Source organism: Phenylobacterium sp. (genome assembly GCF_030654915.1).
GTDB lineage: Bacteria > Pseudomonadota > Alphaproteobacteria > Caulobacterales > Caulobacteraceae > Phenylobacterium.
Window position 1 is genome coordinate 1 of record NZ_JAURWM010000296.1, and the last position, 20,934, is coordinate 20,934.

The 20,934-nt window shown below is 66.8% G+C and carries 22 protein-coding genes; 10 read left to right on the forward strand and 12 right to left on the reverse strand.

Translation table 11 applies throughout. The features are described from left to right. Both Q7T84_RS15780 and Q7T84_RS15785 read right to left on the reverse strand, forming a co-directional pair. Positions 1 to 638 (reverse strand): Hsp70 family protein (locus Q7T84_RS15780; RefSeq protein WP_304810704.1); only part of this gene is annotated, 638 nt, incomplete at its 3' end. Between the two features lie 195 nt (positions 639 to 833). After that, positions 834 to 1,298 carry a hypothetical protein gene (locus Q7T84_RS15785; RefSeq protein WP_304810706.1) on the reverse strand — a complete coding sequence of 155 codons (465 nt, stop codon included), beginning with the start codon at positions 1,296 to 1,298 and terminating at the stop codon, positions 834 to 836. A 46-nt stretch (positions 1,299 to 1,344) separates the two neighbouring features. Between Q7T84_RS15785 and Q7T84_RS15790 the strand changes: the two genes are divergently transcribed. After that, on the forward strand, positions 1,345 to 1,959 hold the full coding sequence (locus Q7T84_RS15790) for an alpha-ketoglutarate-dependent dioxygenase AlkB (protein WP_304810708.1): 615 nt from the start codon (positions 1,345 to 1,347) through the stop codon (positions 1,957 to 1,959). Here Q7T84_RS15790 and Q7T84_RS15795 read toward each other — a convergent pair. Then, positions 1,953 to 2,333 carry a hypothetical protein gene (locus Q7T84_RS15795; RefSeq protein ID WP_304810710.1) on the reverse strand — a complete coding sequence of 127 codons (381 nt, stop codon included), beginning with the start codon at positions 2,331 to 2,333 and terminating at the stop codon, positions 1,953 to 1,955. The two genes, Q7T84_RS15790 and Q7T84_RS15795, sit on opposite strands and share 7 nt — an antisense overlap. 164 nt (positions 2,334 to 2,497) lie before the next feature. Here Q7T84_RS15795 and Q7T84_RS15800 point away from each other — a divergent pair, with 164 nt between their 5' ends. After that, a complete protein-coding gene (locus Q7T84_RS15800) occupies positions 2,498 to 4,867 on the forward strand; it encodes a DNA translocase FtsK (RefSeq protein WP_304810712.1) in 2,370 nt (789 codons plus the stop codon). Positions 4,868 to 4,980: 113 nt separating this feature from the next. Here Q7T84_RS15800 and Q7T84_RS15805 read toward each other — a convergent pair whose 3' ends face one another. Further along, positions 4,981 to 6,816 carry a phosphoenolpyruvate carboxykinase (GTP) gene (locus tag Q7T84_RS15805; protein WP_304810714.1) on the reverse strand — a complete coding sequence of 612 codons (1,836 nt, stop codon included), beginning with the start codon at positions 6,814 to 6,816 and terminating at the stop codon, positions 4,981 to 4,983. 327 nt (positions 6,817 to 7,143) lie between these two features. Here Q7T84_RS15805 and Q7T84_RS15810 point away from each other — a divergent pair, with 327 nt between their 5' ends. Continuing rightward, positions 7,144 to 7,788 carry an outer-membrane lipoprotein carrier protein LolA gene (locus tag Q7T84_RS15810; protein ID WP_304810716.1) on the forward strand — a complete coding sequence of 215 codons (645 nt, stop codon included), beginning with the start codon at positions 7,144 to 7,146 and terminating at the stop codon, positions 7,786 to 7,788. A 212-nt stretch (positions 7,789 to 8,000) separates the two neighbouring features. Beyond that, positions 8,001 to 8,807: an exodeoxyribonuclease III gene (xth, locus tag Q7T84_RS15815; protein ID WP_304810718.1), complete on the forward strand. Its 807-nt coding sequence runs from the start codon at positions 8,001 to 8,003 to the stop codon at positions 8,805 to 8,807. Here xth and Q7T84_RS15820 read toward each other — a convergent pair whose 3' ends face one another. Further along, positions 8,808 to 9,269: a hypothetical protein gene (locus Q7T84_RS15820; RefSeq protein WP_304810720.1), complete on the reverse strand. Its 462-nt coding sequence runs from the start codon at positions 9,267 to 9,269 to the stop codon at positions 8,808 to 8,810. A 23-nt stretch (positions 9,270 to 9,292) separates the two neighbouring features. Continuing rightward, the gene (locus Q7T84_RS15825) at positions 9,293 to 9,979 is read right to left on the reverse strand and encodes a response regulator transcription factor (RefSeq protein ID WP_304810722.1); all 687 of its coding nucleotides are present in this window, start codon (positions 9,977 to 9,979) and stop codon (positions 9,293 to 9,295) included. A 58-nt stretch (positions 9,980 to 10,037) separates the two neighbouring features. Between Q7T84_RS15825 and Q7T84_RS15830 the strand changes: the two genes are divergently transcribed. Beyond that, on the forward strand, positions 10,038 to 10,544 hold the full coding sequence (locus Q7T84_RS15830) for a L,D-transpeptidase (RefSeq protein ID WP_304810724.1): 507 nt from the start codon (positions 10,038 to 10,040) through the stop codon (positions 10,542 to 10,544). On the opposite strand, the gene Q7T84_RS15835 is transcribed toward Q7T84_RS15830, so the two are convergent. Further along, positions 10,541 to 11,191: a YggS family pyridoxal phosphate-dependent enzyme gene (locus tag Q7T84_RS15835; protein ID WP_304810726.1), complete on the reverse strand. Its 651-nt coding sequence runs from the start codon at positions 11,189 to 11,191 to the stop codon at positions 10,541 to 10,543. The two genes, Q7T84_RS15830 and Q7T84_RS15835, sit on opposite strands and share 4 nt — an antisense overlap. 22 nt (positions 11,192 to 11,213) lie before the next feature. Between Q7T84_RS15835 and Q7T84_RS15840 the strand changes: the two genes are divergently transcribed. Beyond that, complete coding sequence (locus Q7T84_RS15840; RefSeq protein WP_304810728.1) at positions 11,214 to 11,801, forward strand: thiamine phosphate synthase; 588 nt, start codon at positions 11,214 to 11,216, stop codon at positions 11,799 to 11,801. Here the strand turns inward: Q7T84_RS15840 and Q7T84_RS15845 are convergent. Continuing rightward, entirely contained in the window at positions 11,791 to 12,171 is a 381-nt protein-coding gene (locus tag Q7T84_RS15845; protein ID WP_304810730.1) for an NtrZ family periplasmic regulatory protein, read from the reverse strand. The two genes, Q7T84_RS15840 and Q7T84_RS15845, sit on opposite strands and share 11 nt — an antisense overlap. 258 nt (positions 12,172 to 12,429) lie before the next feature. Here Q7T84_RS15845 and Q7T84_RS15850 point away from each other — a divergent pair, with 258 nt between their 5' ends. The 4 genes from Q7T84_RS15850 to holA all read left to right on the forward strand — a co-directional run bounded on the left by Q7T84_RS15850 (position 12,430) and on the right by holA (position 17,198). Continuing rightward, the gene (locus Q7T84_RS15850) at positions 12,430 to 12,936 is read left to right on the forward strand and encodes a DUF3576 domain-containing protein (RefSeq protein ID WP_304810732.1); all 507 of its coding nucleotides are present in this window, start codon (positions 12,430 to 12,432) and stop codon (positions 12,934 to 12,936) included. Positions 12,937 to 13,044: 108 nt separating this feature from the next. Further along, a complete protein-coding gene (gene leuS / locus Q7T84_RS15855; RefSeq protein ID WP_304810734.1) occupies positions 13,045 to 15,627 on the forward strand; it encodes a leucine--tRNA ligase in 2,583 nt (860 codons plus the stop codon). Between the two features lie 7 nt (positions 15,628 to 15,634). Beyond that, positions 15,635 to 16,132: an LPS assembly lipoprotein LptE gene (gene lptE / locus Q7T84_RS15860; RefSeq protein ID WP_304810736.1), complete on the forward strand. Its 498-nt coding sequence runs from the start codon at positions 15,635 to 15,637 to the stop codon at positions 16,130 to 16,132. A gap of 13 nt (positions 16,133 to 16,145) precedes the next feature. Beyond that, complete coding sequence (gene holA, locus Q7T84_RS15865; RefSeq protein ID WP_304810738.1) at positions 16,146 to 17,198, forward strand: DNA polymerase III subunit delta; 1,053 nt, start codon at positions 16,146 to 16,148, stop codon at positions 17,196 to 17,198. A gap of 121 nt (positions 17,199 to 17,319) precedes the next feature. On the opposite strand, the gene Q7T84_RS15870 is transcribed toward holA, so the two are convergent. The 4 genes from Q7T84_RS15870 to Q7T84_RS15885 form a co-directional block, all read right to left on the reverse strand. Continuing rightward, positions 17,320 to 18,207 (reverse strand): ParB/RepB/Spo0J family partition protein, encoded by an 888-nt coding sequence (locus Q7T84_RS15870; RefSeq protein WP_304810740.1) that lies wholly within the window; start codon positions 18,205 to 18,207, stop codon positions 17,320 to 17,322. Between the two features lie 94 nt (positions 18,208 to 18,301). After that, a complete protein-coding gene (locus Q7T84_RS15875) occupies positions 18,302 to 19,111 on the reverse strand; it encodes a ParA family protein (protein ID WP_304810742.1) in 810 nt (269 codons plus the stop codon). Continuing rightward, complete coding sequence (gene rsmG / locus Q7T84_RS15880; protein WP_304810744.1) at positions 19,095 to 19,745, reverse strand: 16S rRNA (guanine(527)-N(7))-methyltransferase RsmG; 651 nt, start codon at positions 19,743 to 19,745, stop codon at positions 19,095 to 19,097. Before rsmG ends, Q7T84_RS15875 begins: the two co-directional genes overlap by 17 nt. Before the next feature lie 22 nt (positions 19,746 to 19,767). Beyond that, a partial coding sequence (locus tag Q7T84_RS15885) for an FAD-dependent oxidoreductase (RefSeq protein WP_304810746.1) occupies positions 19,768 to 20,934 on the reverse strand: 1,167 nt, incomplete at its 5' end.

Here is a 20,934-nt window from a genome sequence, read left to right on the forward strand (position 1 = left end):
ACCTCGAAGACGCCGTCGCCGATCTCCAGGATCGAGACGTCGAAGGTGCCGCCGCCCAAGTCGTAAACAACGATCTTCTTGCCGTCGTTCTTATCGAGCCCGTAGGCCAGCGCCGCCGCAGTCGGTTCGTTGATGATGCGCAGGACTTCCAGCCCGGCGATCTTGCCGGCGTCCTTGGTCGCCTGACGCTGAGCGTCGTTGAAGTAGGCCGGGACCGTGATGACGGCCTTCTCGACCTTTTCACCGAGGTGCTGCTCGGCGGCTTCCTTCATCTTCTGGAGGATGAAGGCCGAGATCTGCTGGGGCGAATAATCCTTGCCGTGGGCTTTCACCCAGGCGTCGCCGTTCGGGCCCTTGACGATCTCATAGGGCACCATGTGCCGGTCCTTCTCGACCACGGGGTCGGAGAAGCTACGGCCGATCAGGCGCTTAATGGCGAATAGGGTGTTGGACGGGTTAGTGACAGCCTGGCGCTTGGCCGGCTGACCGACGAGGCGTTCGCCGTCGTCGAGGATGGCGACAACCGACGGCGTGGTCCGAACGCCTTCAGCGTTCTCAATCACTTTCGGCTGCTTGCCGTCCATGATGGCCACGCACGAATTGGTCGTGCCCAGGTCGATGCCGATGATCTTGCTCATATCGAGTCTTGCTCGCTCCTGAATGGCGGACGCCGGTTGAAGGGCCTTCGATTGAAGCACCCCGTTTCTTTTCGACGTCCCCGGTTCGAATAAGGGCTCGGCCGGTTAACCCACGAGGAAACCGGCGTCGAGTCGCGATATGGGATCACCTGCGCCCCCTGCAAGGGCGCAATGCCCTTATATCGTGTGGGGTCTTCACCCTAGGCCGTCCGGCCAAGCTTTTAAAATCCTTGCATAAGCTTGAGTCTCATAGGGCGCGGCCCCGCCCCAGGCGGCCAGATAGGCGTGCTGCACGACCATGGCTTGCTGCTCGATATTGAGTTGCGAAAAATTTCGCCCATCGTCGAGATCATAGGCATAGGCGGCCCGTCCATCCCCGGCCCTAAGCTTGGCCAGGGGCAGAAACACCCCGGTCTGGGCCTGCCAGACATGGGTCAGTTCGTGGATCAGCACCGAGCGCAGCCACAACGGGGCGCTCGCGAAATCCGCGAGGGCCGAGGCCGCGGGCCAGACGATCAGCCGCCCGTTTGGGACGAAAGGTCGCGCCCAGAGCGGCAGGCTGAAGATCCGCACCCGGCCGGCGTCCAGCCCGTCACCGAACACGCCGGCGCACAGGTCGCGCTCTCCGCATGTCAGCGGCCGCCACCTCATGGGCGCCATGCGCGGATCGTGAGCAGAGTGGGGCATTGCCCCTATATGAGAGCCGATGAGCCTTTCGACGACCACTGGATTTCGCCTGCTGCCCGGCCGCCTCTCCCCGGAGGCGCAAAGCCAGTTGCTGGCGCAGGTGCTGGCGGGGGCCGAACAAGCGCCCTTCGTCCATCAGGTCACCCCCGGCGGAAAGCCGATGAGCGTGGCCATGACCAGCTTTGGACCGCTCGGCTGGACCACCGACGCGCGCGGCTATCGCTATGAGCCGCGACATCCGAGCACCGGCCAGCCATGGCCCGACATTCCGCAGGTCCTGCTCGACCTCTGGTCCGAGCTCGCCGACCCTCAGGTTCCGCCCGACGCCTGCCTGATCAACTTTTATGACGCGCGGGCCAAGATGGCCCTGCACCAGGATCGAGACGAGGCCGACTTCCAGTTTCCGGTGTTGTCGGTCTCGCTCGGCGACACCGCGGTGTTCCGCATCGGCGGGCTCAGACGGTCCGATCCGACCCACTCGATGAAGCTCTCATCGGGCGACGTCTGCCTGCTGGCCGGCGAGGCGCGGCTGCTGCACCACGGCGTCGATCGCATCCTGGCCGGGTCCTCGCGGCTGATCCCTGGCGGCGGCCGCATCAACCTGACCTTGCGAAGAGCGCGGCCAGCTCAGTAGGGCGGCTGTTCCGGCGGCGGGGTGAGGCCGTCGATCAGGTCGCCGACCCGGTCTTCGTCCGCCGACGGCATGACCGGGGCCTTTGGCGGCGAGGTCACGGCCGGCGCGACCGGTGGCGGCGTCACTACCGGGACTTCCTCGGCCTTTTCCTCAGGCTTTTCCTCGACCTTCGGCGGTTCCGGCTCCAGCTCTGAAGGCGTCAGCACCAGATCATCCAGCGGCCGCGCGTCGGTGGCCTGTAGCGCCGGCCCGCCTTGGGCGCTCTCGCCCGGCAGACGCGCCCGCTCCGGCGCGCCCCGAACGCCAAGCACGAAGCCGCCGATAGCTAAGGCGGCGAGGATGACGGCGACGACCCGCAGGACGCCTCGAGGCATGGTCCACATGTTCGCGAACCTAGTGTGGGTTTGAGCAAACGAAAACTGGATTTCCGCCGGGCTCCAAGCCCCGACCAAAACACCCGCCCCGACGCCTCGCTTGGTAAACGCCTCTTAACCCTCAAGCGTCCAAACATGGGATTTGCAGAACTTGAGGAATGGGCATGGCGCGAGTGGCGCGGAAGACGGGCGTTGAGCTGGGCCTGCACATTGCGAGCCTCGCCTGGACCCATCCGGCCACGGCGCGCCTGCGCGGCGGCATCATCGCGGCGGTAGGCATCGCCTTCGCCGTGGCGCTCGCCACCTACAACGCCGCCGACCCCAGCCTGAACGCGGCCTCCGCCCTGCCCCCGGCCAACGTGCTCGGCGCGCCCGGCGCCACCGCGGCCGACCTCGGCATCCAGTCGCTGGGCTTGGCGGCCGGGGTCGCGGCCCTGCTGATGGTGGTGTTCGGCCTGGGCCGGGCGACTACGCCCCAGCCCGATCAGAACCGCAGGAAGCTGCGCATCCGCGCCCTGGTCGGAACGCTCGGGGTCCTGGCCCTCGCCGGCCTGCTGGCCGCGCCGCCGGCTCCCGCCGCCTGGCCGCTGTCCAAGGGTCTCGGCGGCTTCTGGGGCGATGGGGTGCTGCACGGCCTGGCCGGCATATTCTCCTACGCCCACATCCCCGGCGGCGGCATCTTCGCCACGACCCTGCTGGCGATCGCCGCCGCGGCCGGCATCGGCTACGCCATCGGCGTTCGCCGGGCGGAGCTGGAAGCCAGCATCGCCTGGGTCCAGGCCACCCTGCGCAATCAAGCCGCCGCGCCGGCGCCGGCGCCAGCCAAGCCCGCCCGGGCCCCGACCGCCCGCCGCGCCAAGACAGCAGGCAGCGCGCCGGCCCGACCAGATCCCGCGCCCTACGTGCCGCCCGCGATGTCGGACGACGAGGACGACAGCGCGCCGAGCGTCGCGATCAAGGCCCCCAAGCCGGCGCCCAAGGAATCCAACCGCGAGCAGCGCGAAGCCCAGAGCACCTTCGACTTCGTCAAGACCAGCGGCTTCGCCCTGCCTGAGCTGGCCATGCTGTCCAAGCCCAAGCCGCGCGCCTCGCAGTTCGACGAAGGCGCCCTGCGCCAGAACGCCCAGCTGCTGGAAAGCGTGCTGGCCGAATTCGGCGTGCGCGGGAATATCGACCAGATCCGTCCCGGCCCCGTTGTCACCCTCTATGAACTGGTCCCCGCGGCCGGCGTGAAATCGGCGCGCGTCGTGGCCCTGTCGGACGATATCGCTCGCTCGATGTCGGTCGCCGCCTGCCGCGTCAGCGTCGTGCCCGGCCGCAACGCCATCGGCATCGAACTGCCCAACGCCCGCCGCGAGACCGTCTATCTGCGCGACCTCTTGGCCAGCTCGGAATATGAGCGCTCCACCCAGGCCCTGCCGATGGCGCTTGGCGAAAATATCGGCGGCGAACCCTATATCGCCGACCTGTCGAAGATGCCCCACCTGCTGATCGCCGGCACCACCGGCTCCGGCAAGTCCGTGGGGGTCAACGCGATGATCCTGTCGATCCTCTACCGCCTGTCGCCCGAGCAGTGCCGGTTCATCATGATCGACCCGAAGATGCTGGAACTGTCGGTCTATGACGGCATCCCGCACCTGTTGGCGCCCGTCGTCACCGATCCGAAGAAGGCCATCGTCGCGCTGAAGTGGACCGTCCGCGAGATGGAGGACCGCTACCGCCTGATGTCGAAGATCGGTGTACGGAACGTCGCCTCTTACAACGAGCGCGCCAAGGAGGCCGCCGCCAAGGGCGAGCACTTCGAACGCACCGTGCAGACCGGCTTCGACGAGAGCGGCCGACCGATCTACGAGAGCGAGCGCATCGACCCGAAACCCATGCCCTATCTGGTCGTGGTGATCGACGACGTGGCCGACCTGATGCTGGTGGCGGGCAAGGACGTCGAAGGCGCCGTGCAACGCCTGGCCCAGATGGCGCGCGCCGCCGGCATCCACCTGGTGATGGCGACGCAACGTCCGTCCGTGGACGTCATCACCGGCACCATCAAGGCCAACTTCCCGACCCGGATCAGCTTCCAGGTCACCTCCAAGATCGATAGCCGCACCATCCTGGGCGAACAGGGCGCCGAGCAGCTGCTGGGCCAGGGCGACATGCTCTACATGGCCGGCGGTGGCCGCATCACCCGCCTGCACGGTCCCTTCGTCTCCGACGAGGAGGTCGAGGAGGTGGCGAAGTTCCTGCGCACCCAGGGCGAACCGCAGTACCTTGAGGACGTCACCGCCGGCGGCGACGAGGATGGCGAAGACGGCGAGATGTCAGGTGACGAGGGCGGCGGCTCGGGCGACGATCTCTATGACCGCGCCGTGGCCGTGGTCACCCGCGACCGCAAGGCCTCGACCAGCTACGTCCAGCGCCGCCTGCAGGTGGGCTACAACCGCGCCGCCTCATTGATCGAACGCATGGAACACGAAGGCGTCGTCAGCCCCGCCAACCACGCCGGCAAACGCGAAGTCCTGGTCGGTGCCGCACCTTAGCGGCTGGCGGACCGAGAGGTTCTCCCCCGCGGGAGGTAGGTCATGAAATCCCTCTCCCTTGGGAGAGGCTAGGTGAGGGAGCGACGCGCAGCGACGCATCGCTCCCACAAGTCCTACTCTGCGGCTTGCGCGCGGGCGGCCAGGCGCTGGGTGAGCGCCTCGTGCTGGCTCCACAGTTCAGCCGGCAGGCGGTCGCCGAACTTGGCGTAGGCGTCGGGGATCAGGGCGGCTTCCTCAGCCCAGACCTCGGGATCGACCGAGAGCAGGGTTTCAAGCGCGGCGTCGGTGATCGACAGCCCCGAGAGGTCCAGCGCGTCCTTGGCCGGCAAGCGCCCGATCGGCGTGTCGACCGCATCGGCCTCGCCTTCCAGACGCTGGACGATCCACTTCAGCACCCGGCTGTTGTCGCCGTAGCCCGGCCACAGAAACTTGCCGTCGGCGCCCTTGCGGAACCAGTTCACGAAGTAGATGCGCGGCAGCTTTGCGGCGTCCGCCTGGGCCCCGACCTTCAGCCAGTGGCTGAAGTAGTCGCCCATGTTGTAGCCGCAGAAGGGCAGCATCGCGAACGGATCGCGGCGCAGCTCGCCGACCTTGTTCTCCGCCGCCGCCGTGCCTTCCGAAGCGACGTTGGAGGCCAGGAACACGCCGTGGGCCCAGTCGAAGGCCTCGGTCACCAACGGCACGGCGCTGGCGCGGCGGCCGCCGAACAGAATGGCTGAGATCGGCACGCCGGCCGGATCGTCCCACTCGTCGGCGATCACCGGGCACTGGTCGGCCGGCACCGCGAAGCGGGCGTTGGGATGGGCGGCGGGCTCACCGGACTCCGGCGTCCACGGACGGCCCTTCCAGTCGGTAAGGCCTTCCGGGGGCGTTTCGGTCAGGCCTTCCCACCAGACGTCGCCGTCGGCGGTCAGGGCCACATTGGTGAAAACGGTGTTGGCGTGCAGGGCGTCGACCGCGTTCTTGTTGGTCGCGTTGCCAGTGCCAGGCGCCACGCCGAAGAAACCGGCTTCCGGGTTGATCGCATAGAGCCGTCCGTCATCGCCAAAACGCATCCAGCAGATGTCGTCACCGACCGTCTCGGCTTTCCAACCCGGGATGGTCGGCTGCAGCATCGCCATGTTGGTCTTGCCGCAGGCGCTTGGGAAGGCGGCGGCCACGTAGCGGACCTGGCCGGCCGGCGAGGTCAGCTTGAGGATCAGCATGTGCTCGGCCAGCCAGCCCTCGTCGCGGGCCATCACCGAGGCGATGCGCAGCGCGTAGCACTTCTTTCCGAGCAGGGCGTTGCCGCCATAGCCCGAGCCGTAGGACCAGATCTCCCGGTCCTCGGGGAAGTGGACGATGTACTTGATCTCGTTGCACGGCCAAGCGACATCGGCCTGACCAGCTTCCAGCGGCGCGCCGACGGAGTGCAGGGCCGGAACGAAGAAGCCGTCCTCGCCGAGCATGTCCAGGGCGCCTTGGCCCATCCGGGTCATGACCCGCATCGAAATGGCGACATAGGCGCTGTCGGTGATCTCGACGCCCAGGGCGGAGATCTTCGAGCCCAGCGGCCCCATGCAGAACGGCACCACATACATGGTGCGCCCGCGCATGCAGCCCTTGAAGAGCTGCTTCAGATCGGCCCGCATCTCATCGGGCTCGAGCCAGTTGTTGGTCGGACCGGCGTCGGCCGGGTCCTTGGAGCAGATGAAGGTCCGGCTCTCGACCCGCGCGACGTCGCGGGGATCCGACAGCGCCAGGAAGCTGTTAGGCCTCTTCTCGGCGTTGAGCGGCGTCAGGGTGCCCGCCTTGACCAGCTCGGCGGTCAGGGCGGCCCACTCTTCGTCCGACCCGTCGCACCAGTGAACCCGGTCCGGCTGCGTCATCTCCGCGACTTCACGTACCCAGGCCAAGAGGCCAGCATGTTTAGTCGGAGCCTCGTTGAGACCCGGAATGGCCATGCCCATCAGGCTGCGCCCCTTATGTTACCCACGCGATCATCGCCGGCCTCGGGAGTTCTCCGCGGAACCCGCCCGCCGTCCGGCGGCTCGGTGATATGTACGAAATTTGACGGGCACAAGCTCGGCGGCGCCCGATACGCCGATCCGGGGAAATGACACCGGTGACAATCCATTAACTCGCGCCTCACGATACCGTGGATGGAAGTACGCGTCGCAACCGACGCCCATGCTCGGGCCCCGACGTGGCGGAACGCAAGCTGAGCTTTGGACGTTCTTGCGCCCTATTGACGCCAAGGCGGCCCTATAGGCTGCTCGGCGAAACTGGAGCACGAAATGACTCGACTGACCCGACGCGCCTTGGCGCTGGGCCTGGCCGCCCTTCCCCTTCCAGCCCTGGCGCAGCGTGCGCCTGCGACCCCGCTGTCGGCGGCTGATCAGGCGTTGGTTGATCGCGCCGCGGCCTATCTGCAGAGCCTGACCGAGGCCAAGGGCCGGTTCGTCCAGACCGATGCGCGCGGCTCGACCACCCAGGGCACGCTCTATCTGAAGCGTCCCGGCAAGGCCCGGTTCGAGTACGACGCCCCCTCCAAGCTGCTGGTGGTCTCCGACGGCGGCAACGTCTCGATCGCCGACGGGCGGCTGAAGACCTTCGAGGCCTATCCGCTGATGGCCACGCCGCTGTCGATCTTCCTGGCGCGCCAGATCCGGTTCGACAAGAACATCGTCATCAGCCGCGTCGCCCGCATGGCTGACGGCTTCTCGATCACCGCCCGTGACGGCAAGAAGGAAGCCGAGGGCCAGATCACCCTGACCTTCTCCGACAATCCGCTGGCGCTGATCGGCTGGACCGTGACCGACGCCCAGGGCGGATCCACTCGCATCAGGTTGACGCAACTGACCAAGACCACCGGCCTGGCGTCCTCGCTGTTCGTCTTGAAGGATCCGCGCCCGAAGAACGTCGGCCGCTCCAAATCGTGACACTTTCACAACACGCAATAGCTTGCGTGATTTGCGATTGACTTTTTATTGCGCCCAGTGTCATTAATGCAACCACGGGGTTCGCGCGATCGCGACCCTCACCGTTCCGGACCCTATCCCCTCCCGGCGGCGGCATGAGAGACACACTTTACGCCCGGGCTTCTCCAGTGCCCGGGCGTTTCTTTTTGCCCGAAGCCCCTTAAGTACGCGCCATGCGCCTTCGTCTCACCACCTGGAACGTCAACTCCGTCCGCCTGCGCGCCGAGCAGGTCGCCCGCTTCGTCGATGAGCAGGCCCCCGACGTCCTGTGCATGCAGGAGATCAAGTGCCAGGAGCCGGAGTTCCCGCGTGCGGCCTTCGAGGCTGTCGGCCTGCCGCACATCAAGATCGCTGGCCAGAAGGGTTGGCACGGGGTGGCGATCGCCTCGCGCTATCCAATCGAGGACGTCGCGCCGCTCGACGTCTGCCGCGAGGGTCACGCCCGCTGCGTCTCTGGCAAGATCGCCGGCGTCGAGGTGCAGAACTTCTACATCCCGGCCGGCGGCGACGTTCCGGACCGCCAGGCCAACCCGAAGTTCGACCACAAGCTCGACTTCTACGAACAGCTGACCGCCGACATGGCGCGCCGCGACCCCAAGGCGCCGCTGGCGATCGTCGGCGACCTGAACGTCGCGCCGGGCGAATTCGACGTCTGGAGCCATAAGCAGATGTCCAAGATCGTCAGCCATACGCCGGCCGAGCTCGAAGCCTTCGCCAATCTGATGGCCAGCGCCAACTTCACCGATCTTGTCCGCGAAGCCATTCCCGACCCGGAGAAGCTGTTCTCCTGGTGGAGCTATCGCGCCGCCGACTTCCGCAAGTCGAACCGCGGCCTGCGCCTGGACCACATCCTGATCACGCCCGGCCTGCGCGAAGCGGCTTTCCGCACCGGCGCGGCCAGCGCTCGCGTGCATGACGACGTGCGCGAATGGACCCGGCCCAGCGACCACGCCCCGGTCAGCGCCGACTTCGCGCTTTAGTCAGCCCTTGAAGTTCGAGACCAGTACGCAGCTGGGCACGCCGTCGCGGGTCATGACCGTGGCGGGCTTGCCCGTGCCCGGTGCGAAATAGAAGGCGCCCTTGGCGGTCGTCACCTTCAACAGCGACGGACCGCTGAACTGACAGACGGGAATGAACTCGGTCCCACCCTTTTCGGCGGCGATGACGCTGCACTCGACATGGCCGAAACGGCGATCATAGCGCACATCGTTGGAGATAAACGCCTGCTTGGCCTTGGCGCCGCGCGCTTCATATTCCGCAGCGGTCAACACCGGACAGGGCTCGCCGACCAGGGTCTCGGGCCGAACCTGCTCGGTCGAAGCGGCCAGCAGGCCGGCCCGCTTCATGGACGCGGTGACCGCGACCGTGATGCCGCCGACGACAATCGCCCCGACCAGCATCAAGGGGAAGGTCCTGGCCAATCCCCACTTCTTCCTCGCCATCTGTCGATCCCCCAGGCCGCGCCCTAAGGCGCCAGCCGGTAGCCCCCGGCCTCGGTCAGCAGCAGCCGCGCATTGCTGGGATCAGGTTCGATCTTCTGGCGCAGGCGATAGACGTGGGTCTCCAGGGTGTGGGTGGTGACCCCGGCGTTGTAGCCCCAGACCTCGGCCAGCAGCTCCTCGCGCGACACCGGCTTTTCGCCCGCGCGGTAGAGATACTTCAGGATGTTGGTCTCTTTTTCCGTCAGGCGGATCTTCTTCTGGTTGGCGTCAACCAGCATCTTGGCCGAGGGCCGGAACTCATAGGCGCCCAGGTGGAACACCGCGCCCTCGGACTGTTCGTGGCTGCGCAGCTGAGCGCGGATGCGGGCCAGCAACACCTGGAACTTGAAGGGCTTGGTCACATAGTCGTTCGCCCCGGCTTCCAGGCCGGAGATCTGATCGTCGTCGGTGTCGGCGGCGGTCAGCATGATGATCGGCGCAACCACCCCTTGCGCCCGCATCTGCCGGCAAGCCTCGCGGCCGTTCATGTCGGGAAGATCGACATCCAGCAGGATCAGGTCGGGGCGATGCTCGACGGCGGCCTTCACCCCGTCGCCGGCGGTCGCCGCCTCTATGGCCGAGAATTCCTCGGAAAGTTGCAGTTGTTCGGCGATTGCGCCGCGGAGTTCTTCGTTGTCGTCGACGACGAGCAAGGTCTTGCGTTGAGCCATGGACGGGAACATGCACCGTATTGGCCCCCGCCGCCAACCGCTGGAGACCCCTTAGGCCATGATGTTCACGGCGATGTCAGATGGAAGCTTCCGCCTGAACGGGCGCTTGACCCGTTGCGCGCTTGGAAAAACCGGGGTCATCGAGGCCAAACTGAAGCGCGAGGGCGACGGCAAGTCTCCACTGGGCGTCTGGACCATCCGCCGCGTGCTCTATCGCCCCGACAAGGGCGAACGGCCGCAGACCAGCCTGCCCACCCGCGCGCTGGAGCGCGACGACGGTTGGTGCGACGCTCCGGAGGATCCGGCCTACAACCGCGCCGTCAAACTGCCCCACCCGGCCAGCGCCGAGCACATGTGGCGCGAGGACGACGTCTACGACCTGGTCTGCGTCCTGGCGCACAACGACGATCCGCCGATCAGCCCGCTCGGCTCGGCGATCTTCCTGCACCTGGCCAGGCCGGACTATTCCCCCACCGAGGGCTGCATCGCCCTGTCGCGAGAGGACATGCTGGAACTGCTGTCGCTGGCTAAGATCGGCGACGCCCTGGCGATCGAGCAGGCTTAGCGCGCGCCGAACAACGCCGAACCGACACGCACGCTGGTCGCGCCGAACCGCACGGCGGTCTCGAAGTCGTCGCTCATGCCCATGGAGAGCTTCTCAAGCCCGTTGCGCGCGGCGATCTTGGCCAGCAGGGCGAAGTGCGGTCCCGGCGGCTCGGCGGCGGGCGGAATGCACATCAGGCCCTCAAGGCTCAGTCCATAGGTCGCGCGACAGGCGGCGATGAAGGCGTCGGCCTCGCTCGGGATCACCCCGGCCTTCTGGTTTTCCTCGCCAGTATTGACCTGCACATAGAGACGCGGGGCCTTGCCCTGCTTCTGGATCTCCTCGGCCAGCACGCCGGCCAGCTTTTCCCGGTCCAGGGTCTCGATCACATCGAAGAAGGCGACCGCTTCGCGCGCCTTGTTGGTCTGCAGCGGGCCGATCAGCCTCAGTTCGATCTCGGAACGACGCTCAGTCCACCGCTCCATCGCCTCCTGAACCCGGTTCTCGCCGAACACCGCCTGGCCCGCGGCCAGGATCGGCGCGACCTTCTCCCAGGGCTGTTGCTTGGAGACCGCCACCAGGGTCACATCGGCGCCGATGCGGCCCGACGCCTTCGCCGCCCGGGCGATCCGGTCTAGGACATCGGTCAGGGCGGGAGAGACGGTCATTTCAGCAAACTTCTGGACAGTGGTGCGGACGGCCCAAGCCATAGGGCGAGCGGCGGCGCGGCGAAACCCCCCGCTGCCGCCGCTGTTGTTCTTCACCGATCCGGAGCGCACGCCCGACATAGAGGCCGCGGCCAGGCGGCTGCCGCGTGGATCGGCTATCGTCTATCGCAACTTTGGAGCGCCTGACGCCGAGGCCCGGGCGCGGAGCCTGCTTGCGATCGCCCGGCGACGCGGCCTGTTGCTGCTGATCGGCGCCGACGCGGGACTGGCGGCCAAGGTCGAGGCTGACGGCGTCCACCTGCCCGAACGCCTGGCCCATCGCGCGCGGCGGCTGAAGCGGCCCGGCTGGATCGTCACGGCGGCGGCTCACAGCCCTCTGGCGGCGCGGCGGGGTCTGGCGGCTGGGGCCGACGCGGTGGTGGTGTCGGCGATCTTCTCGTCCAGCAGTCCCTCGGCGGGTCCGCCCATCGGGCCGCTGCGCCTGGCGCGGATCGTTCGCGCGGCCGGCGGACCGGTCTACGCCCTGGGCGGGATCAACGACAAAACAGCCCGCCGGCTGATGCCTGCGGGCCTGGTCGGTCTGGCGGCTGTGGAAGCCCTTAGAACTTGAAGGCGGTCTCGAGACGAACGCGCGGAGCCGAGTCCTGCGGTTCGGTCTTCTTGTAGGCCGGGAGCTCCTTTTCGCCGAGCGCCACGGCGCCGCCGACCCGAAGGCTCGGCGTCACGCGGAAATAGGCCCCCGCCTGGACGTCATTCAGTTGCGTATCGCGCTCACCGCGTTGATCAACGTTGAGCGAAACCCCCCAGCGCCCCTTGCCAGCGCCCCACATCAACGACTTGGTCCCTTGCGAGGAAGTCGTCGAGGATTCGCTACGCACGGTGAAGTCGGCGGTCTTCTTCGCGGTCTGGGCATGCGCCGTCGAAGCGCCGCTCACGAGGAGCGCCGCGCCGATCAACGAAATGACCAACTGCTTAGACATAACCACCTATATGGCCCCTTAGCCCCGGCCCGCCAGTTGAGGCGCGACCGTTGAGGCGATTAAAGTCGGCCCAGCCCCCAGGTCAACCGACTCCAGACACCCAGCCCAAGGTCGATGATCTTATGATCGGCGCCTGTGGCGGCTGGGACACGCGCGATTCCTGTTTGGTGCTTGCACGGGCGTTGTTATAGAGGGCGCGGCTGCGGGGGGCTGCGCCGCGGCGCCGACCGACGCGGAATAACGACTAGGAGCCGATATATGCCGTTTGTGCGCGGTGAGTTTAAGCGTGGCGTGACGACCGGAGTGCTGGTGCTAAGCCTCGCGGCGCTGGCGGCCTGCTCAAGTAGCGGTAAGGCTCGGACCTTCCAGACCCAAGAGTCTGGCGGCGGGTTCAGCATGTTTGGCGGCGGCAAGAAGTCGAGCTCCAACGCCGGGCAACCGATGATTGGCGTGAACGGCTATCTGTGGCGCGCGACGCTGGACACCCTGTCCTTCATGCCGCTCGCCTCGGCCGACCCCTATGGCGGCGTCATCATCACCGACTGGTTCGTGAATCCGGAACAGCCGAACGAGCGCTTCAAGGCCACCGTCTACATCCTGGATTCGCGCCTGCGCGCCGATGGTCTGAACGTCGCCGTCTTCAAACAGGTCAAGAACGCCCAGGGCAATTGGACGGACGCGGCCTCGGCCGGTCAGACCGAGACCGACCTGGAAAACGCGATCCTCACCAAGGCCCGGCAGCTTCGCCTGTCCAACATCGGCTAAGGCCTCAAAGGGGCGCATTCGGGGACTCCAGTCAGGATGCGCTCTCCCACTGGGGTCAGCGCGACGTCGGCGCTGACCGACACCTAACTGAAGTTCGAAGAACGCCTCATGGCCCGCTACAACCCGAAAGAAACTGAACCCAAATGGCGCAAGGCCTGGGCGGACACCGATGTGTTCCGCGCCGGCCCGCCGACGCCGGGGGTTCCCAAGTACTACGCGTTGGAGATGTTCCCGTATCCGTCGGGACGTCTGCACATGGGCCATGTGCGCAACTATTCGCTCGGCGACGTCGTGGCCCGCTACAAGCGCGCCCGCGGCTTCAATGTCCTGCACCCGATGGGTTGGGACGCCTTTGGCCTTCCGGCTGAGAACGCCGCCATGGAGCGCGGAGTCGATCCGCGCGGCTGGACCTACGAAAACATCGCCAAGATGCGTTCGGAGCTGAAGGAGCTGGGCCTGTCGATCGACTGGTCCCGCGAGTTCGCGACCTGCGACGCGGCCTATTACGGCAAGCAGCAGGACTGGTTCCTGGACCTGTGGAAGCGCGGCCTGGTCTACCGCAAGGAAAGCATCGTCAACTGGGACCCGATCGACCAGACGGTCCTGGCGAACGAACAGGTCGTCGACGGTCGCGGCTGGCGCTCCGGCGCACCGGTCGAAAAGCGCAAGCTGAACCAGTGGTTCCTGCGCATCACCGACTATGCCGGCGAGCTGACCGATAGCCTGAAAACCCTCGACCGTTGGCCAGACAAGGTCCGGCTGATGCAGGAGAACTGGATCGGGCGCTCCAAGGGCCTGAAGTTCTCCTTCAACTGGGCCTCGCAGGCTCCCAAGGGCTTCGAGAGCGGACTGGAGGTCTACACCACCCGCCCCGACACTCTCTATGGCGCGAGCTTCGTGGGCATCGCGCCCGAGCATCCGCTCGCCGAGCAACTGGCCGCCGATCCCAAGGTCGCCGCCTTCATCGCCGAATGCCGCAAGGGCGGCGCTTCGGAAGCTGAGATCGACACCGCCGAGAAGATTGGCTTCGATACCGGCCTGACCGTGGCCCACCCCTTCGACCCGACCTGGCGTCTGCCGGTCTGGATCGCGAACTTCATCCTGATGGACTACGGCACGGGCGCTGTCTTCGGCTGCCCGGCCCACGACCAGCGCGACCTGGACTTCGCCCGCAAGTACGGCCTGCCGGTCAAGGCCGTGGTGCTGCCGCCCGGCGAGGACCCCGCCAGCTTCACGGTCGGAAGCGAGGCCTATACCGGTCCCGGCGTGGCCTTCAATTCCGACTTCCTGGACGGGCTGGACGTCGAGGCAGGCAAGGCCGCGGCGATCGCCCGCATCGAGGAGCAGGGCCAAGGCGAGGGCGCGACCGTCTTCCGCCTGCGCGACTGGGGCGTGGCCCGCCAACGCGGTTGGGGCTGCCCTATTCCCGTCGTCCATTGCGACAAGTGCGGTGTCATCCCGGTCCCCAAGGACCAACTGCCGATCGTCCTGCCAGGCGACATGGACTTCTCCAAGCCGGGGAACGCCCTGGCGCGTCACCCGACCTGGAAGGACACCACCTGTCCCGGCTGCGGCGGCGCGGCGACGCGCGAAACCGATACGCTGGACACCTTCGTCGACAGCTCCTGGTACTTCGCCCGCTTCACCGACACCGATAGCGACGCGCCCATCGACAAGGCCGCCGCCGACTACTGGATGCCGGTCGACCAGTACGTGGGCGGCATCGAGCACGCGGTGCTGCACCTGCTCTATGCGCGCTTCGTCACAAAGGCGCTCGCCGATGAGGGCATGCTGTCGGTGCGCGAGCCCTTCGCGGGCCTGTTCACCCAAGGCATGGTCACGCACGAAACCTATCGCCGCCAGAACGGTGAATGGGTCGAGCCGCGCGCCATCGAGTTCGAGACCGAGGCCGGCGTCCGCCGCGCTAAGATCACCGAAACCGGCGAGCCCATCGTCATTGGCGACGTCGAGAAGATGTCGAAGTCGAAGAAGAACACCGTCACCCCCGACGAGATCTTCGACGTCTATGGCGTCGACGCCGCGCGCCTGTTCGTGCTGTCCGACAGCCCGCCTGAGCGCGACACCCAATGGTCGGCCTCCGGCGTCGAAGGCGCCTGGCGCTTCGTGAACCGCGTGTGGAACGAATTCGACAGCCAGCCGGAGGGCCCTGCCCCCGCACCGATCGCAGATCCCAAAGCCGATGAACTGCGGGCCTTCACCCACCGCACCATCAAGGGCCTGACCGAGGCGGTGGAAAGCTTCCGTTTCAACTCCGGCATCGCGCGGATGTACGAATTCCTCAATAAACTCAAGGAATTCCCAGCCGAGGGCGCGACGCCGGCCGTGCTCGGCGCGCGGCATGAAGCGTTGTCGGCCTTCGCCCGGCTGATCTCGCCGTTCACGCCCCACCTGGCCGAAGAGGCCTGGGCTCGCATCGGCGGCGAGGGCATGGTGGTCTCCGCGCCTTGGCCGGAATTCGATCCTGCCCTGACCCAGGACGCCGTGCGCGTCTTGCCGGTGCAGGTGAACGGCAAGCGTCGCGGTGAGATTTCGGTCGCCGCCGGCGCGGAACCAGCCGATGTTGAAAAGCTGGTGCTGAACGATCCTGAGATCGCGCGGCGTCTGGAAGGTCTCTCGATCAAAAAGGTGATCGTGGTGAAGGATCGCATCGTCAACATCGTGGCTGGGTGAGCAGACAATGAACCGTGTCGTCCTCTCCGCCGCCCTGGCGGCCGCGGCCCTCGGCCTGTCGGCCTGTGGGTTCACGCCGCTGTATGCGACGCCTGGCGTCTCCTCGCAGCTCACCGCCGTTGAGGTCACCACCCCGCCGGGCCGCACTGGGCAGTTGATCCGGGAGCATCTCGACGACGCCCTGGGGCGTAGCAAGGGCGTCGCCCCGCGCTACAAGATGGACCTGTCGCTCTCCGAAACCCGCTATCCGCGCGGGGTCCGGGTCGACAACGTCGCGACCCGCTACGAATACGTCCTGACCGCCAACTACATCGTGACCGCCCTGCCGTCCGGTGCGCCGGTCAAACGGGGCGCGACGCGGGTCGAGGTCACCTACGATAGCGCCGACCAACCCTACGCCTCGATCGCCGCCCAGCAGGACGCCCAGGACCGCGCCGCCGCTGAGGCGGCTCGCAAGATCCAGCTGGAACTCGCGGCCTGGCTAGCGACCAAAGACAAGTCTTAGGAATTCCAAGGCCGTGATCCTCGCCAAGCGGCCGGATATCGAACGTTTCCTGGCCAAGCCGGAGGGCCATATCCGCGCGGTCCTCATCTATGGCCGCGACATTGGCGTGGTGAAGGATCGCGGCGCCCAGCTCGCCTCCAAGATCGTCCCCAACCTCGATGATCCCTTCGATGTCGCCCTGCTGACCGATGGCGATCTGGACGGCGACGGCGCTCGGCTCGAAGGCGAGCTGGCGGCCCAGTCGCTGATGGGCGGCCGCCGGCTGGTGCGGCTGCGTTTCGCCACGGAGAAGGCCGCGCTCGACAAGCAGGTGGCCGAGACCCTGGTCGCCCATGCCAGCGGCAAGCTCAATCCCGACGCGTTCTTTATTGTCGAAGCCGGCAACCTCGGCCGGGACTCCGCCCTGCGCAAGGCCGCCGAGAAGGCGCCCGACGCCGCCGCCATCCCCTGCTACGAGGACGAGCCCGGCGATGTCGCGCGCCTGGTCCGTGAACTGCTCGCCAAGGACAATGTCGGCCTGGACGCCCAGGCCCTCCAGCTCTTCGTCGGACGTCTTCCCAAGGAGCGCGGCGTCGCTCGCCAGGAGATCGAGCGGCTGGCGCTTTATCTGGAACCCGGCAGCGGCCGGACCGCCGCCGCCAAGGATCTGGACGACTTCCTGGGCGTGGAGCCCGAGGCCTCGCTGTTCGACGCCGCCGCCGACGCCTTCAGCGGCAAGCTCGCCGACGCCCAGGCAGCCCTGCGCCGCGCCGCCGCCGAGGGTGAGGCCGGGCCCGCCGCCGTTCGCGCCATCGGCATGTATCTGGGCAAACTGCGCCGCACCCTGACGCTCGCCAAGAACGGCGCGGGTCTGCAGGAAGCCGCCAAGGCCTCTGGGGTGTTCTGGAAACAGGAGCGAGAGTTCCTGCGGCAGGCGCGGAGCTGGTCGCTGGACGACCTCGACAAGTTGCAGCCCGAGGTGCTCGCCGCCGACAAGGCTTGCAAGACCGCCGGCTCGCCCGACAGCCTGATCGCCGAGCGCCTGGCCCTGACCATCGCCGGCCGCGCCCGGCGCCTAGGGCTCTAAAACAGCCTTCTCAAAATCGGCTCTCAGCGGCTCAGAGATATACACCTTCGTATCCCTGTGTGTTTGTTTCGCCAGAATCCCGATTCTGATTTCCGATCCTTATAAATCAAGGACTTAGTGATCAGCCGCGCGCGGTCAGTTTCCGGCAGAGCTCGTCGAGTTGTTCGAGCGTCGCGTATTTGATCTTCAACTCGCCGGCGCCGCCGTGATCGACAACCTCGACGTCGAGACCGAGCGCGTCGGAGAGATCAGCCTCGAGCGCCTGGGTGTCGGTGTCCTTCACCGGCTTGCGCTTGGCGCCGCCCTGGGGCCGAGCGGCCGACGGGGTGTTGCGGACCAGGTTCTCGGCGTCGCGGACCGACAGGCCCTTGGCGATGATGATCTCGGCGAGCGCCGCCGGATCGTCGGCGGTCAGGATGGCGCGGGCATGACCAGCCGAGAGCCGGCCGTCCAGCACATGCTGACGCACCGCCTGCGGCAGGTTCATCAGCCGCAGAGTGTTGGCCACGTGACTGCGGCTCTTGCCGACGCTGTCGGCGACCTCTTCCTGTGTGCGGCGGAACTTCTCGATCAGCTGCTGGTAGGCGCTCGCCTCTTCGATGGCGTTGAGGTTCGCCCGCTGAACGTTCTCAATGACCGCGATTTCCAGGACCTGGACGTCGTCCAGTTCGCGGACCAGCACCGGCATGACCCGCAGGCCGGCCTTCTGGCTGGCGCGCCAACGGCGCTCCCCGGCGACGATCTCCCACTCGCCCGGCAGCCCCGGCGCGGGCCGCACCAGGATCGGCTGCAGGATGCCCTTCTCGCGGATCGACGCGGCGAGTTCGTCGACCTCGGTCTCGGAGAACACCCAGCGCGGCTGGTCCGCATTGCGGTGGATCAGCTCGATCGGGACCTCACGGACACCGGAGATCTCGCTCGCCGGCGCCCCGGCCACGACCTTGGCTTCGTCGGCGTCGCCCAACAGAGCGGCCATACCCCGGCCCAAACCACGCTTCTCGACCATCATCGTTCCCCCCGAGCATGACCGCGGATCATCCTCGGCTTTCTAAAGTTTTGACCGTGACGACCGCCAACCGGCGTCCGCCCTTGGCTGTCACGCTCTAGGCCGCGGCCTTGGCGCGGCGGTCGCGCTCACGCAGCACCACCTCCCGAGCGAGCTTCATATAGGCCTGTGAGCCCGTGCATTTCAGGTCGTAGACCAGCACCGGCTTGCCGTAGGACGGCGCCTCCGACACCCGCACATTGCGCGGAATGACGGTGCTGTAGACGATGTCGCCGAAGTGGCTGCGGACGTCCCGGGCCACCTGCTCCGAAAGGCTGTTGCGCCGGTCGTACATGGTCAGGACGATGCCCTGGATCTCGAGGCCTGGATTGAGGCTACCGCGCACCAGGTCCACAGTCCGCATCAGCTGGGTCAAGCCTTCCAGGGCGAAGAACTCGCACTGCAGGGGCACCAGCACGGCGTCGGCGGCGGCCATGGCGTTGACCGTCAGCAGGTTCAGCGACGGCGGGCAATCGATCAGGACGTAGGTGTACTCGCCAGCCGCGCGGATCGGCTCAAGGGCGTCGCGCAGCTTGAAGGAGCGCCGCGCCTGCTGGCCCAGCTCCAACTCGACGCCCGACAGATCGGGGTCGGCGGCGATTAGGTCGAGCCCCGGCAGGGCGGTCTTGACGACCGCCGAGGTCATCGGCTGCTCGCCCATCAATACGTCGTACAGGGTGACCTTGCGCAGGGCGCGGCCGATGCCGAGGCCGGTCGAAGCGTTGCCCTGGGGATCGGAGTCAATCAGCAGCACCTTCTCGCCGACGGCGGCGAGCGCGGTGCCCAGATTGATGGCCGTGGTGGTCTTGCCGACGCCGCCCTTCTGGTTGGCGACGACCAGGACACGTAGCTTACGGTTTGCGGCCACGGCCGAGCCTCCCTACACGCACAATCTTGCCTCTGGAGTCGCTCAAGCTGGGTAGCACGTCGGCGTCGAAGTCCCAATTGATAGCGGCGTCTTCGAGTTCGGACGCTACATCTTGGCCCTTCAGAAAGATCGCGGTCGCCCCGCGCTTCAAGTAGGGCTGGGCATACCCCATCAGTCGCGACAGGGGCGCGCAAGCCCGGGCGGTGACAATATCCACAGTCAGGGACAAGTCTTCCGCACGAGAATTATGAACAGTGGCTGGAAGCGACAAACCGTTCACGACTTCGGTCAGGAAACGGCAGCGCTTGGTCAGGCTGTCGACCAAATGCACGTGGAAGCCAGGACGGTCTTTCGCCAAGATCGCCAGGACGATGCCGGGCAATCCCGCGCCGGTTCCGAGATCCGCCCAGGTCAAGGCTTCGGGGGCCAGCGGCAGGATCTGGGCCGAATCCCACGCGTGACGCGACCAGAAGACGTCGAGGGTCGAGGGACCCACGAGGTTCATCTTGGCGTTCCACTCGATCAGGTATGACCGGTAGCGCTCCAGATCGGCGATAGCGGCGGGGCTCGCCCCCGTAAGAGCGGCGAAGGCGGCGGCGTCGGCCACCTCCACGGGTTCGGAAACATCAGACACAGGCGGGGACTCGGGCAAGGGTTCAGGCGGCGCGGCGGCGAACGTGAGCGAGCAAGGCGGTCAGGGCGCCGGGGGTCACGCCCTCGATGCGGGCCGCCTGGCCAAGAGTCAGGGGCCGCACGGTGATCAGCTTTTCGCGGACCTCGTTGGAGAGCCCCCCTACTCCCGCATAGTCGAGATCGGCGGGCAGCCGCAGGTTCTCGTCGCGGCGGAAAGCCGCTGCATCGGCGGCCTGGCGATCCAGATAGCCGGCATAGGCCGCGTCGATCTCCAGCTGCTCGCGGATTTCGGGAGCCCATTCGGAAATCTCCGGCCACAGGACCGCGAGGTCCTCGAAGGCGATGGTCGGATAAGCCAGGAGTTGGGTGAGGTCGCGGACCACTCCATCGGCCTTTACCGGCAGGCCGGCCCTCTGCGCGACGGCGGGCGTCAGGGTCAGGGCGGCGGCGCGCGCACGAGCGTGAGCCAAGGAGTCAGACTTTGCGCGGAACACTGTTTCACGTGAAACACCGACCACGCCCAAGGCCATACCGCGTTCGGTCAGGCGCTGATCTGCGTTGTCCGCCCTCAACGACAGACGGAACTCCGCGCGGCTGGTGAACATCCGATAAGGCTCGGTGACGCCACGGGTGACGAGGTCGTCGATCAAAACGCCGATATAGGCTTCGTCGCGGCCAAAGGCGGCCGCGTCCAGCCCGGAGGCGGCGCGGGCGGCGTTGAGGCCGGCGACCAGGCCCTGGGCTCCGGCCTCCTCGTAACCTGTGGTGCCATTGATCTGGCCAGCCAGATAGAGGCCCGGCAAGCGCTTGACCTCCAGGGTCGGGAACAGCTCGCGAGGGTCCACGTAGTCGTATTCGATGGCGTAGCCGTAGCGCTTCACCTGGACGTTCTCGAGACCCGGGATGGTCCGCAGGAACAGGTCCTGGGTCTCTTCCGACACCGAGGTGGAGATGCCGTTCGGATAGACCGTGGTGTCGTCCAGACCTTCGGGCTCCAGGAAGACCTGATGGCTGTCCTTGTCGCCAAAGCGGACCACCTTGTCCTCGATCGACGGGCAGTAGCGGGGACCGCGGCCGTTGATCCGGCCGCCATAGACCGCCGACTCGGTCAGGCGGTCGGCGATGATCTGGTGGGTCGCGGCGTTGGTGTAGGTGACGCCGCACTCGATCTGTGGGGTGGTGATCTTGTC

Bases quoted from the DNA above. Each gene is read 5' to 3' on its own strand.
- Q7T84_RS15785 (WP_304810706.1), bottom strand. From the start codon at position 1,298: ATGGCGCCCATGAGGTGGCGGCCGCTGACATGCGGAGAGCGCGACCTG.
- Q7T84_RS15790 (WP_304810708.1), top strand. From the start codon at position 1,345: ATGAGCCTTTCGACGACCACTGGATTTCGCCTGCTGCCCGGCCGCCTC.
- Q7T84_RS15795 (WP_304810710.1), bottom strand. From the start codon at position 2,333: ATGCCTCGAGGCGTCCTGCGGGTCGTCGCCGTCATCCTCGCCGCCTTA.
- Q7T84_RS15800 (WP_304810712.1), top strand. From the start codon at position 2,498: ATGGCGCGAGTGGCGCGGAAGACGGGCGTTGAGCTGGGCCTGCACATT.
- Q7T84_RS15805 (WP_304810714.1), bottom strand. From the start codon at position 6,816: ATGGGCATGGCCATTCCGGGTCTCAACGAGGCTCCGACTAAACATGCT.
- Q7T84_RS15810 (WP_304810716.1), top strand. From the start codon at position 7,144: ATGACTCGACTGACCCGACGCGCCTTGGCGCTGGGCCTGGCCGCCCTT.
- xth (WP_304810718.1), top strand. From the start codon at position 8,001: ATGCGCCTTCGTCTCACCACCTGGAACGTCAACTCCGTCCGCCTGCGC.
- Q7T84_RS15820 (WP_304810720.1), bottom strand. From the start codon at position 9,269: ATGGCGAGGAAGAAGTGGGGATTGGCCAGGACCTTCCCCTTGATGCTG.
- Q7T84_RS15825 (WP_304810722.1), bottom strand. From the start codon at position 9,979: ATGGCTCAACGCAAGACCTTGCTCGTCGTCGACGACAACGAAGAACTC.
- Q7T84_RS15830 (WP_304810724.1), top strand. From the start codon at position 10,038: ATGATGTTCACGGCGATGTCAGATGGAAGCTTCCGCCTGAACGGGCGC.
- Q7T84_RS15835 (WP_304810726.1), bottom strand. From the start codon at position 11,191: ATGACCGTCTCTCCCGCCCTGACCGATGTCCTAGACCGGATCGCCCGG.
- Q7T84_RS15845 (WP_304810730.1), bottom strand. From the start codon at position 12,171: ATGTCTAAGCAGTTGGTCATTTCGTTGATCGGCGCGGCGCTCCTCGTG.
- Q7T84_RS15850 (WP_304810732.1), top strand. From the start codon at position 12,430: ATGCCGTTTGTGCGCGGTGAGTTTAAGCGTGGCGTGACGACCGGAGTG.
- leuS (WP_304810734.1), top strand. From the start codon at position 13,045: ATGGCCCGCTACAACCCGAAAGAAACTGAACCCAAATGGCGCAAGGCC.
- lptE (WP_304810736.1), top strand. From the start codon at position 15,635: ATGAACCGTGTCGTCCTCTCCGCCGCCCTGGCGGCCGCGGCCCTCGGC.
- Q7T84_RS15870 (WP_304810740.1), bottom strand. From the start codon at position 18,207: ATGATGGTCGAGAAGCGTGGTTTGGGCCGGGGTATGGCCGCTCTGTTG.